Raw genomic sequence first — 12939 nt, 5'->3', positions numbered from 1 at the left:
AGCTAGGGCCCCGGGCGCGTCGCTATCGCCTCAGAAAATCGACACACTTCGGAGGGTAGTACATGGCGATGCATCTCGTTGCCGCGGGAATCAACAGGTTACACGGGCCCATTATCGATCGGTTCGGCAGCCTGACCGGCGAGGATCAGGAAAGGTTGCTGGCGGCAGCAGAGCGGGTTGTCCCAACCATGTTCTCCGGGCTGATCGAACGGGTCTCCTCACCCGGCGGTCTCGGTGTGCTGTCCTCGGCACTGGAAACCATAGACGAAACCATCTTCGACTGGCTGGCAGCGCTCAAGGAAGGTGACGAGGCGAAGGCGGCCGCCGAGGCGGGTAGCCAATGGTTGAACGCGATCTTTTCTCCCGATGGAATTCGGTCGATCCAATCGGCTGCGCGTTCCGCGGGGCTGGGTTCGGAGGCTGCCCGGCTGCTGCCCGAGTGGCTGGTTCCGGTCGTGTTGGGAACAGTTAAGCATGCGAGCAAGGGTGTCAGCGTCGAGCAACTGCCCGAATTGCTGTTGAAGGAGCGCGAAGCGATTGCATCGGCAGTGCCCGATGCGCCGATCCCGCAGCGCGAAGCCCGACCGACCCCGGTGCTGGCACTCGTCGGCGCCAGCGCGCCGCCCGTCGCCGCTGCCGTGACGCCGGCAGTCGCTCCGCGGGCCGAATCGTCGGTCGCCGTAAGAGGGGACGTCGGGCCGGCGGGGCCTCAGGGTATCCCAGGGCCGGCCGGACCGAAGGGCGAGCCGGGTCCCAAGGGTGACCCGGGCCCGGCAGGTCCTCCGGGACCTCAGGGTGTCGCAGGCCCGGCCGGACCGAAGGGCGAACCCGGCCCCAAGGGCGAACCCGGCCCCAAGGGCGACACAGGCTCAGCCGGTGTTGCCGGGCCGCAGGGCGTGGCAGGCCCCAAAGGCGACCAGGGTCTGAAAGGGGACGTTGGCCCCGCGGGTCCCAAGGGTGAGCCCGGTGCTAAGGGAGTTGCGGGGCCCGCGGGTCCTCCCGGTCCGCAGGGTGCGACCGGTCCGGCCGGTCCTGCTGGTGCGAAAGGCGATCCCGGCCCGATCGGCTGGAAGGGCGATGCCGGTCCTGTGGGGCCGAAGGGCCCGCCCGGTCCGGCCGGACCGAAGGGCGAGCCGGGCGCACAAGGTGAACGGGGTTTGGTTGGTCCGGCCGGCCCCCAGGGAATTCCCGGTCCCCTCGGTCCCAAGGGTGAGCCTGGCGCCAAGGGCGCGTCTGGCCCAATGGGCCCGGCGGGTCCGCAGGGGCCGATCGGCCCGATGGGCCCGGCTGGACCGAAGGGCGCGCCCGGGCAAAAGGGCGACCCCGGCCCGATTGGCTGGAAGGGCGATCCGGGTCCCGTTGGTCCAAGAGGGCCCGCCGGGCCCGTGGGGGCGCCGGGTCTGCCCGGTCCGATAGGGCCGATGGGGCCGAAGGGAGCGGTAGGCCCTGCCGGTCCTGTGGGGCCGAAGGGTGACGCCGGTATCGCCGGTGCCAAAGGGCCTGCCGGACCCGCAGGTCCGCCCGGTCCGCAGGGTGTGGCGGGTGTTGCCGGACCGGTGGGTCCCATCGGCCCCAAGGGTGAGCTGGGGCCGATAGGGCCGAAGGGAGCGATAGGTCCTGCCGGTCCGGTGGGGCCGAAGGGTGACGCCGGTATCGCCGGTGCCAAAGGTCCTGCCGGACCTGCAGGCCCGCCCGGTCCGCAGGGAGTGGCGGGTGTTGCCGGACCGGTGGGTCCCATGGGCCCCAAGGGTGAGCCTGGGCCGAAAGGCGCGACAGGTCCAGCCGGTCCGCAAGGACTCCAGGGCGTGCCCGGTGTGGCGGGCCCGATGGGTCCGAAAGGCGAAGCGGGTGTTGCCGGTGCCAAAGGTCCTGCCGGACCAGCAGGACCCCAGGGCGTGGCAGGCGTTGCCGGACCGGTCGGCCCCATGGGTCCCAAGGGGGAGCCGGGGCCGGTGGGGCCGATTGGGCCGAAAGGCGAGCCGGGTCCGATAGGGCCGAAGGGTGCAGTGGGTCCGGCCGGTCCGCAAGGGCTCCAAGGCCTGCCCGGTGTGGCGGGCCCGATAGGTCCGAAGGGCGAAGCCGGTGTTGCCGGTGCCAAAGGGCCTGCGGGACCCGCGGGTCCGCCTGGTCCTCAGGGCGTGGCGGGTGTTGTCGGTCCAGCCGGTCCCATGGGCCCCAAGGGCGAGCCCGGTGCGATCGGGGCAAAGGGTCCGGCTGGTCCCGCGGGTCCGAAGGGGGATCCCGGTGCGGTTGGGCCGGTAGGCCCCAGAGGACCCGCAGGCGAAACCGGGCCGGCCGGTCCCAAGGGTGAGCCCGGCCCGCAGGGCGTGGCGGGTCCAGTCGGTCCGCAGGGCGAGCCGGGATTGGATGGACAGGCGCTCATCGAGGGGGGGCGGCCTGGTGAGGTGCTCGCAAAACGTTCGGACGACGATTTTGACTACGAGTGGGTTTCCATCGGTGCCTCCGGTGACACGTCGGAACGTCTTTCCGCGGCCCTTGGGCGGATCGCGGACCTCGAAGACCGTTTGGAGAAGCTTGAGCGCCTGCTCCAGGAAAAATAGGGCCAATTGAGTCTTTAGACGCTCGCGCGCAGGCACGGCGAGATCGGCCCACGCTTTGGCTGGCTCGCACGGCGCCGCACGCCCCCGCAGTTGGGCCGCTGGGATGCTGCCGCCGCTGGCCGCTTAGCTGAGCTGTTGAGCAGGGTGGGCTTGCACTTGCCCTGCGGCTACGGAACCCTCAGTTGGCCGCGCCATATGTGACGCCGCTGGGACGCTCGGACACCGTGCCGGGCGTCGCGCCATGGCCGTCTGCCGGAAATCTCCGGCGATAATCCGGAGTTGGTTGATGAGCCGAACCGAAGCATTTCAGTCTGTTGTCGTCGTAGTGCTGTTCCTGGTGGCGTCGTTTGCCGGCGCTCAGGACGTGCTGCCGCATCCGCCGCAGCCATTTCAAGGGCGTATTGGGCTGGATGCACGTCAATCCAAGCCGGTTTTCCCGCAACCGATCCAGCCACCCAAGGACGCGCCGAACATACTGATTGTGCTGCTGGACGATGTCGGCTTCGGTGCGACCAGCACGTTCGGTGGTGTTATCGAGACGCCAACGCTCGACGCATTGGCCCAGAACGGGCTGCGCTATAACCAGTTCCACACGACCGCCTTGTGCTCGCCAACCCGGGCCGCCTTGATCACGGGCCGCAATCACCATTCCGCACACACCGGCGTCATCATGGAGGCGGGGACGGGGTTCCCGGGCTATGACAGCGTCATGGGAAAGGACACCGCGACCATCGCGGAAGTGCTGAAACAGAACGGCTGGAACACGGCCTGGTTCGGCAAAAACCATAACGTTCCGGATTGGCAGACCAGCCAGGCCGGTCCGTTCGATCTGTGGCCGACCGGTCTCGGCTTCGACACGTTCTATGGGTTCATCGGCGGCGACACCAGCCAGTGGCGGCCAGCCGTGATCGATGGCACCCGCCCGATCGAGCCTTATCTAGGCAAGCCCGATTACAACTTCGATTACGACATCGCCGATCAGGCCATTCGCTACATCCGCATGCAGAAGGCAGTCGCGCCGAGCCGGCCGTTCTTCGTCTACTACGCGCCCGGTGCGACCCATGCGCCGCATCACCCGAAAAAGGAATGGATCGACAAGTACCGCGGCAAGTTCGACCAAGGGTGGGACAAATTGCGCGAGGAGATCTTCGCCCGCCAGAAGAAACTCGGCATCGTGCCTGCGGACGCCAAGCTGACTCCCAAGCCGACGGGCATCGGCGATTGGGACCTGCTGCCGCCGGATCAGAAGCGGCTTTATGCGCGGATGATGGAGGTTTACGCAGGCTACCTCGAGCAGACCGACTACAACGTCGGCCGCGTGATCGAGGAAATACGCCGTACCGGGCAACTCGACAACACCCTGGTCATCTACATCGCCGGCGACAACGGGGCTAGCGCCGAAGGGAGCCCGCAGGGGTTGCTGAACGAAATGACCTTTTTCAACGGCATCCCGGAGGATCTGAAGCAGATTCAGAGTCGGATCGACGAACTCGGCTCGTGGACCACATTCAATCACTATCCCGTTGGCTGGGCGCATGCGATGGACACGCCGTTCCAGTGGACCAAGCAGATCGCCTCGCATTACGGCGGCACCCGCAACGGCATGGTGGTGTCCTGGCCAGCGAAGATCCGCGACAAGGGCGGGCTACGTTCCCAATGGCACCATGTGATCGACATCGTGCCGACCATCCTGGAGAGTACGGGTTTGCAGATGCCGTCCAGCGTCAACGGTGTCGCGCAGAAGCCCGTCGAGGGCGTCAGCATGGCCTACAGCTTCAGCGATTCTCGCGCGCAGTCGGCCAGGACGACACAGTATTTCGAGATGCTCGGGAACCGGGCCATCTACAACGACGGGTGGGTGGCTGCGACGACGCCGGTCGCCGCGCCCTGGGACCCGAGCGGGTCTACGGTCGATGTGATCAATGGCTACCAATGGGAGTTGTACAACGTCGAGCGTGACTTCAGTCAGGCCGACAACCTGGCCGACAAGCAGCCGGACAAGCTCAAGGAACTGCAACTGTTGTTCTATGCGGAGGCCGCCCGCTACAACGCCCTGCCGCTGGACAACAGCAAGACCGAGCGGCTCGATCCGGCGATCCGGCCCAGCCTGACGCGCGGTCGCGACACCTTCGAGTTCTTCCAGGGTATGACCCGCATTCCGGAAGGCGCGGCGCCCGACATCAAGAACAAGACGTTCAGCGTCCGGGCCGAATTGGTCATCCCGGAGGAAGGTGCGAACGGGATGATCATCACGCAGGGCGGCCTGTTCTCCGGCTGGGCGCTCTATGTCGACCGCGGCCGGCCGGTATTCCACTACAACACCGCCGATGTCTTTCACGCCGAGATCGCCGCGACCGAGACACTGCGGCCGGGCAAACAACTGGTCCGTGTGGACTTCAAGTACGATGGGGGCGGAATCGGCTTGGGCGGGCTGGCCACCCTCCGCGTCAACGGGAAAGTCTGGGCCGAAGGGCGCATCGAACGGACCATCCCCATCCGCATCACGCTGGACGAGGGCCTGGACATCGGCGAGGACACCGGCACACCCGTGGTGCGCAGCTACGATGTGCCCTACAGGTTCAACGGTACCATCGAGAACGTCATCGTGGAGTTGAAGGAGCCGGAGGCGCCCGCCGCTCCGACTCCCGCCGCAGCGCCCGTTTCGGGGCGCGGTGCCGGCGAGCGGGGGAGGACGGGGCGTTGAGGCTTCCTCGTGTCTGTTTGCTGGACCATCCCTCTACCGTTAGGCGGCCTGAACTCTGACCAGCCGACTCCCCCCGTCAACCGGTACTGCGCCATAGCTTACGGCGGGCTGATTGCGGGCGACTTCCCGCGCTACCGTCGAGGCTGGACGTTTCAGTTCTCGGGCCACGGCGCCAAGGCTCGCGCAGTGCAGCCGTCGGCCGTTAATTGTGTGCCGCTCGTCCATCGTCAGATGCTTGTAATGGGTTCTCATAGGCATACCGTAACAAAGGTCCGGTGTAGCACTTCATTTTGCAGCCCGCCCTGTCAAGGGCTGACGGGTAAGCGGACAGCGCAAGGGCGCCCGGCAGGACGCGGTTGCGCGCCTTTTCCGGGGGACGCGCGTGTACAATAGCGAGTGGATAATCTGTGACCACTTAGGGGATCGTCAGGATCCATGTCAGCACCAAGCATTGTTGTAATCCTCCCTGCCTACAACGAAGAGCAGACGATTACCGATACCATTGCAGGTTTCGCCAAGGCGTTGCCCGACGCTGCGCTTTACGTGGTGAGCAATAACTATAGTGACAAGACGTCGGAACTGGCGCTGCAGACCCTACGAAACCTCGGCCGCGTCGGCGGGGTCATCGACGAGCTGCGACAGGGCAAAGGGAATGCACTACCCCGTGCCTTCCATGAAATCGATGCGGACGTATATCTTCTTGCGGATGCGGACATGACCTACCCCGCCGACCGGGCGCGAGACCTGATCGCTCCAATAGTCGAGGGTGTGGCCTACATGGTGGTCGGAGATCGCCACACGGGTGGGGCATCACGCGCAGCAGAACCGACGCTCCTTCTACGAGTTCGGCAACCGTCTGGTCCAAGCGCTGGTTAACACCCTATTTCAAGCGGATTTCAAGGACATCATGAGCGGTTACCGGGCCTTCAGCCGGAGCTTCGTGATCAATTACCCAATCTTGGTGGAAGGATTCCAGATCGAGACTGAAATGGCACTCCATGCCCTATGCCGGAGATTCAGGGTCATCGAGATCCCAATCGAGTACAAGGATCGTCCCCTGGGGAGCCAGTCGAAGCTGAGTACATTCGCCGATAGGGCCCGGGTGGTATTCGCTATAGGCCAGATTTTCCGTTTCTACCGCCCGCTCCTGTTCTTCACCACCGTTTCAGCCTTGTTCGCCCTCTGCGGGCTGCTTGCTGCCGTGCCGGTGTTCCAGGACTGGTTTACGATCCGATACATCGAGCATATACCACTGTCGATATTGGCGTCTGCGCTCGGGATCGTCGCTCTGCTCATGCTCAGCGTAATGCCTTACATCTATGGCTATACGGCCTGGATCGTTGGCACTGGTGGTGCCTACCCTTTCCTGTTCGACTTACAATGTGTATTGAGCGACCTTCACCCCTTGGGTGAAAGCTTAACCCTTTGTGAAGCCGTGAGCAGGGAGTGGATGCTCATCTCGATCGCAATTTCGAACCGAGCAGGGCATCTGCCTAGTGTTTGGCACCAATAACGGTAGTGACCCGCATGCTGCAGAAATGGTGGCGATGATGGTATCGGTCTTTATCGCGGGGGTTTGGGGCCTTATTTCATATCGTCGTATCGATCCAGCTATCAGTGTCCTCGGCGCCATCGTTCTCTACGCGCCGCTCGCTCTTCCTTTCGCTTCTAGGATATGGGCGAATGACTTTGTTCTATTGACGCCGCTGTTATACATCGGAGGAACGGCAGCCCGGGCGCGACTGTTGCCCCGTAGATCCGAGGGAGACGCCAATCCCCGACGGCTCACGCCTACTGGCAGTCGATCTCAACGTCGGCCGTTTCGGGCATTCTCTTTTTTCTATTCGCGACGAATGTCTGGGAGCACTCGCTGTTTCTGCGTCAGCTTCTGGCCACCCGGGGTGTCGGAAAGCTTTCAGATGCGATCAACCTTCTCGCTAGCGATGCGTTGCGTCAGCCCGGTCTGGTCTACGCCTTCCCTGAATGGGGGTTCTCAACCCCGCTGGCTTTCTTGGCCGCTGCCGCAGTTGATCTCTCGAATGAAAGCAATGTGTCACATTTGCGTAGCCTCTTGTGCGGCTGGCGGCCGCTCGCGAGCGCCCATTGGTCGGGCGTGGATCTCGAATCTCGGCATCCATGCCATGCGCGATCGCCTTGGGCGCGGTAGAACAGTACCGACGCGAGAATCGCCAAAGCGGCGGCGCGACGGCATTTGTTGTTGTTGGCTTCGAGCGTCCCCCCAAACCGGATTCACCAGATTCGTGTGTCAGTTCCTGCAACTGTCGAAACGGTGTCCCAAATTCTTGGGTAACACAGTGCCCAATCTAGGAGATGCCCAAGACCCGCCAGTTTCACCCATGACAAGATTAACTCCAGCGATCAAGGGCGTTCCTGCTGAAGTGAGCCCCGGTGACCTCTTGTTCCAGCCTCTCCGCCGCGCGTTAGCTCTTGGGCTCATGCGACCTTACACTCAACTCTGCACAGGTCGCCACGTCGACTCCATCCGGCCGGTGATAGACACACTATGGCCTGTCGCGAGAGATGTTGAACTCAGCGCTGCAAAAGGAGTCGTCCGATACGCGACCGAGCGTCCTAAGCCGAAATCCCGTCCCTTCTTTAAATGCCTCCGCCCGAATGGAGGGACGAATGACATTCCAGGGCCGATGTGGTGAACAAACAAACTATCTCGCCCCAACCCTAAACTCTAAGCCGAAAAATGACGATGGTCACCACGACAGAACAGCTCAGTGCACAAGGGCACGCGAACGAGCAGGTCACCCCCTATTCAGTTAGCAACCCTATGGCCGCGCCTGATGACGGCCTGAGTAATACCAAGAAGGTCATCGTCGTCCTTGGTATGCACCGAAGCGGCACCAGTGTTCTTACCCGAGGCCTACTTGAACTCGGTGTCGGCCTTGGCGAAAGACTTGTACCCGCAGACCAAAATAATCCCAAGGGTTATTGGGAAGATAGTGACATCTGCGCCCTCAATGAGCGATTACTGGAGGTCGCCGGTCTGCGGTGGAATAGCTTCATGCCAAGTGGCGATCTTCCTTTGAACCCGTCCCAGTGTCCGGATCTATTCATTGAAGCCGTAGAGCTCCTGTCCAAAAAGACGGCGGGTCACCTGTTTTGGGGCTTTAAGGACCCCAGGACCGCGCCCTTACTAACTTTCTGGACTGAAGCGTTTACAGCCTCAGGCCTTCAACCCTGTTATGTACTCGCGGTCCGTAACCCATTAAGTGTGTCGCGCTCCCTCCAGACTCGAGACGGTCTGGCTCCAGAAAAATCAGGGCTACTTTGGGCGCAGCACATACGAAGTGCGGTAATCGGGAGTCGTCGCTCTCGAAGGGTGGTAGTTGACTATGATTTATTGCTGGCTTGTCCCGCCCGCGAACTAGCTCGCATCGCCAACGCACTAGGCCTTGAACCTGTAAGTGAAGAGGCGTTGTCTGAGTCTGACTACTGCCGGACCTTCATTTCCCCGGGTTTACGGCACTCCCGTCATGGGGCCTCGATGCTCTCAACCTATCCGCTCTTGGAGAACCTCACCGCTCCCGCGTATCAGCTTTTGCTCAAAGTGGCAAGAGATGAGGCCGACTTGGCGACCGTTGAGGAGACAACCGACTGGCTAGATTTTCTAAGCAACGTCGAGAGCCTAACCGCCTTTTCGACCTATGTGTCTCACCTAGAGAGCCGTCTGGAGATTGCACTAAGCGAGGCCGAACAGTTGGAGGCACGTCTTGCCACTGGCGAGAGAACATTGTTAGATCGGGAAGGAGAAATTAAACGACTCCATGAAGAGTCTGACGCGCTGCTCGCCGAGAAGTGTCTCTGGGAAGAGAATTTTAAAACGACTAGAAACGAGAAAGAAGAGGTTAAAAGCCAGTTCGAACAGCAGGGTCAGTTGTGGGATGGCCGCTTCCAGTCACTATTGCGCTCGTTAGAGTCTCGCGATGCGAAGCTAGGAAGGCACGAGGAAGAGTTGGCGTCCCTACTTCGCGAGATGGCCTCTAACGCCGCCGAGTTAGGAAAGCTAAATCATCTGCTGTCCCTTACCTCAGAAGAGCGGGATCAGCTTCAATTCGCCATAGAGAAGCGACAACGCGAGTTGTCATCGCTATACGCATCCACCTCATGGAAACTCAGTGGACCGTTACGACTGGCGAAACGCAGGCTCCCGTCCATCGCAGCCGGTTTAGGTCACTGGTTGAGAGTGATCTATCTCGTTGCTCCGCTTCCGGTCAGCCTGAAGCTAAATCTGAAGTCCATCCTTTTTGCTGTCCTAAGCCCGCTGATCAGACACACTCGCGCCTATCAGGCCTGGTTGCTATTCGAAACAAAAAGAACCAACAGCAAAGTCGCTCTTTCAAAGCTTGCTCCGGCCAATCGAAAGGTTTCGTCAGATGCTTACGATATAACGTCAGAACCCGAGGTCCCTTTGGCGCCCTCTGACCCGGCAATGGAAACGGAAGGGGACCGAGTTGAAAGAAGTGAGGTGTCTGCTTCAAGTGACGCCGCCAGGGACAACGTCGCAGGCTTCGAAGAGACTCGCAGTCTGGCTGCATCGATATCCTTTCACGACGCCGGAAATCCTTGGGTGTCGATCATCATCCCTGTCTACAATCAAATTGACCTGACGGTAAAATGCCTGAAAGCGCTCAGTGACGTAGGTTCCAGATACAGCTTTGAAGTTATCGTTGTCAACGATTGTTCTACGGATGGTACCCAGAGCATTATATCGGACATACCTGGCCTACATTTTCTCTCTAATGCGCAGAATGTCGGGTTCACGAAGGGGTGCAACCGCGGGGCGCGATCGGCCCGCGGAAGATATCTGGTTTTCCTAAATAATGACACGATAGTCCATCCGGGCTGGCTTGATTCCCTCGTTGAAGCCATGCAGCAACAGCCCTCGGCAGGCCTTGTAGGCAGTAAGCTCATTTTCCCGAATGGAAAACTGCAAGAGGCGGGGGGAATGGTGTGGAGCGACGCTTCAGGGCACAACTTTGGACGGAATGATGATCCCCGCAGGCCCGAATACAATTATTTGAAGGAAGTGGACTATTGTTCCGGCGCCTCTATTATCATTGAGCGCGATCTATTTGTTAGGCTGGGTGGCTTCGATGAACGCTACGCTCCCGCGTATTATGAGGACACTGACCTGGCTTTCAAGGTTCGCCAGGCAGGTCTACGGGTTCTCTACCAGCCACTTTCAGAGCTGACCCATTTTGAAGGCGGTACTGCGGGCACGGACGTGACTGTCGGTGTTAAGGCGCACCAAGTTTTGAATGCGGAAAAATTCTACGAGAAGTGGAAGGTAGAGCTCAGCAGTCATCCCTCCCCATCTGAGAATGGTAAGCCGCATCGGGACCGATATGCGGTGGCAAAGGCTTTAGTTGTCGATGTTTGGCCCACGCCAGACAAAGATTCTGGTTCCATTGACGCGCTTAATCTTTTGAAGACTTTGCTTGCATTCAATTACAAGGTAACCTTTTTTCCAGACAATACAGTCAGTCATTTTGGCCATTACACCACGGCCCTGCAGGGCCTTGGTGTTGAGTGTCTCTATGAGCCGTACGTTGAAAGTCTTTTGCAATTCCTTGAGGAAACGGATATTGAATTTGACGTCATATTTTTGAGGCGCGCAAGTTCCGGCGGCAGACATCTCGAATTAGTACGCCGCTTCCAGCCTAAGAGTAAGATCATCTTCGACACAGTCGACCTTCACTTCGTAAGGGAAACGCGACGGGCCGAGCTCGAAGGCTCTTGGGAGGTCCAGTTGGCCGCTGAAGCGACAAAGGCGTTGGAATTGGAGTACGTAAGGCGAGCCGATGGCACCATTGTCGTGAGTCCAGCGGAAAAGGAGGCTCTAGAAGCAGAGGTTCCTGGCTGTCGTGTATGGTGTGTTCCCTTTTCCAGAGATATCCCCGGCCGAAAGGCGTGTTTTTCGGAAAGGACAGATATACTTTTCGTCGGCGGGTTTTTGCACGAGCCGAATGTCGACGCGGTCCGGTATTTCGTACAGGAAGTGTGGCCACGTGTTAAAACACGTCTCCCCGATGCTCGTTTCCTTATTGTCGGTAGTAACATTCCTGCTGAATTTCAGCGGTGGGATTGTGAGAGAATTGTACCGGTTGGATACGTAAAAGATCTGGCCCCCTATATGGAGCGGAGTCGCATCACGGTAGCTCCGCTTCGATACGGGGCGGGCATAAAAGGAAAGGTTGCAACGAGCCTATCCTTCGGCGTTCCAGTAGTCGGTACGCCTATTGCGTTCGAGGGGATGGGCTGCCACCACCAGGGTGAAGTGCTTCAGGCTGAAGCGCCGGAAGAATTTGCCGATGCGGTGATTGAAGCGTACACGCAACCCGCCTTGTGGAATCGGCTTTCTGAATCCGGTCTCCGTCTTGTTGCTTCGCTTTATTCCCATGATGTGGGGCGAGCGAAATTATCCGAGATATTGGGCTATTTCGGAAAACCGTCCGTCAACGGCTACCACGTCTCGGCCTCAGTTGATGATCCCGCCGGGAACGGTGCCGCAACAGGGCGTGACTCGGCGGGGGTCGGCGTTCTCCCCGCCACACGCGTGATCGCCTTCTATCTGCCCCAGTTCCACCCAATTCCGGAAAACGACATATGGTGGGGTAAGGGGTTTACCGAGTGGACCAACGTCACGCGCGCGCGTCCACTTTTTCCCGGTCATTACCAACCACATCTGCCGAGTGACCTTGGTTTCTATGACCTACGGGTTCCCGAGGTTCGCGAAGCGCAGGTTGAACTCGCACGGCAGTTTGGGGTTTATGGATTTTGCTATTATTATTATTGGTTTGCGGGCCAGCGACTACTGGAACGGCCACTCAACGAGATGCTGACGAGTGGCTCGCCCGATTTTCCTTTCTGCCTATGCTGGGCGAACGAAAGTTGGACCCGGCGGTGGGATGGCAGGGAACAGCACATTCTGATGGAGCAGCGCCACTCAAATACGACGGACGTTCGCTTTATCCGGGACGTGATACCAGCATTTCGGGACGAACGCTACATCCGAATCGGCGGTCGGCCGTTACTTCTGGTTTACCGAACTGAGCTCTTGCCAGACCCCAAACGCACCGCCGAGGTTTGGAGGGAAGAGTGTCGACGCGCCGGAATAGGGGATATTTTTCTATGCCGGGCCGAAGCATTCACCCGCTGCGATCCGGCAAGTGTTGGATTCGACGCCGCATATGAGTTCCCACCGCTGCAGGCCGATGTACCCGAGCTTGACCCGCGCGAGTTTTTTGGGGGAAGCCACGATCTGGAGCGGGGAAATTTTTCGGGCAAGATTTTTCCCTATGAGTCCCTCGTGGAGGGAGCTTGCGCTCAAGAACGCCCACCATACCAGCGTTTCCGGGGTGTGATGGTAAGTTGGGACAACTCGGCGCGTCGGGGAAACACCGCATACATCTGGCAGGGCAGTACCCCAGAGCTATATGGGCGTTGGCTCCGAAACGCTTGCGATGAGGCAGAGCGTGTCTATTCCCGCCCAGATGAACGCCTCGTGTTCGTTAATGCTTGGAACGAGTGGGCGGAGGGGTGTCACCTGGAGCCGGATCAACGATTTGGGCGCCTATACCTTGAGGCGACGTGGAGTTCTCTGCAGCCCAGGCACACCTGATGTCGTGAGGATTTTGGATA

General features: G+C 60.2%; 6 protein-coding genes. 5 read left to right on the top strand and 1 reads right to left on the bottom strand.

Annotated elements, in window-relative coordinates; translation table 11 throughout:
- The first annotated feature begins 62 nt into the window (after nt 1-62).
- Together ACW73L_RS08245 and ACW73L_RS08240 are read left to right on the top strand one after the other, a co-directional pair.
- The gene (locus ACW73L_RS08245; RefSeq protein WP_498921254.1) at nt 63-2561 is read left to right on the top strand and encodes a DUF937 domain-containing protein; all 2499 of its coding nucleotides are present in this window, start codon (nt 63-65) and stop codon (nt 2559-2561) included.
- A gap of 286 nt (nt 2562-2847) precedes the next feature.
- Nucleotides 2848-5265 (top strand): arylsulfatase, encoded by a 2418-nt coding sequence (locus ACW73L_RS08240; protein ID WP_498921252.1) that lies wholly within the window; start codon nt 2848-2850, stop codon nt 5263-5265.
- A gap of 39 nt (nt 5266-5304) precedes the next feature.
- On the opposite strand, the gene ACW73L_RS08235 is transcribed toward ACW73L_RS08240, so the two are convergent.
- The gene (locus ACW73L_RS08235; RefSeq protein WP_498921562.1) at nt 5305-5517 is read right to left on the bottom strand and encodes a helix-turn-helix domain-containing protein; all 213 of its coding nucleotides are present in this window, start codon (nt 5515-5517) and stop codon (nt 5305-5307) included.
- Between the two features lie 183 nt (nt 5518-5700).
- Here ACW73L_RS08235 and ACW73L_RS08230 point away from each other — a divergent pair, with 183 nt between their 5' ends.
- From ACW73L_RS08230 to ACW73L_RS08220, 3 genes are all read left to right on the top strand, one after another.
- On the top strand, nt 5701-6141 hold the full coding sequence (locus ACW73L_RS08230) for a glycosyltransferase (RefSeq protein WP_498921250.1): 441 nt from the start codon (nt 5701-5703) through the stop codon (nt 6139-6141).
- Nucleotides 6068-6778 (top strand): hypothetical protein, encoded by a 711-nt coding sequence (locus ACW73L_RS08225; RefSeq protein ID WP_498921248.1) that lies wholly within the window; start codon nt 6068-6070, stop codon nt 6776-6778. Before ACW73L_RS08230 ends, ACW73L_RS08225 begins: the two co-directional genes overlap by 74 nt.
- Nucleotides 6779-7981: 1203 nt before the next feature.
- On the top strand, nt 7982-12919 hold the full coding sequence (locus ACW73L_RS08220) for a glycoside hydrolase family 99-like domain-containing protein (protein ID WP_498921247.1): 4938 nt from the start codon (nt 7982-7984) through the stop codon (nt 12917-12919).
- Nucleotides 12920-12939: the final 20 nt, after the last annotated feature.

This window comes from Methylolobus aquaticus (assembly GCF_054172105.1).
Note: the sequence above shows the minus strand (reverse complement) of the source record. Positions and strands in the feature narration are given on the sequence as shown.

Excerpts from the sequence above, each read along its gene's own strand:
- ACW73L_RS08220 (WP_498921247.1), top strand. The coding sequence starts at position 7,982 with ATGACGATGGTCACCACGACAGAACAGCTCAGTGCACAAGGGCACGCG.
- ACW73L_RS08245 (WP_498921254.1), top strand. The coding sequence starts at position 63 with ATGGCGATGCATCTCGTTGCCGCGGGAATCAACAGGTTACACGGGCCC.
- ACW73L_RS08240 (WP_498921252.1), top strand. The coding sequence starts at position 2,848 with ATGAGCCGAACCGAAGCATTTCAGTCTGTTGTCGTCGTAGTGCTGTTC.
- ACW73L_RS08230 (WP_498921250.1), top strand. The coding sequence starts at position 5,701 with ATGTCAGCACCAAGCATTGTTGTAATCCTCCCTGCCTACAACGAAGAG.
- ACW73L_RS08235 (WP_498921562.1), bottom strand. The coding sequence starts at position 5,517 with ATGAGAACCCATTACAAGCATCTGACGATGGACGAGCGGCACACAATT.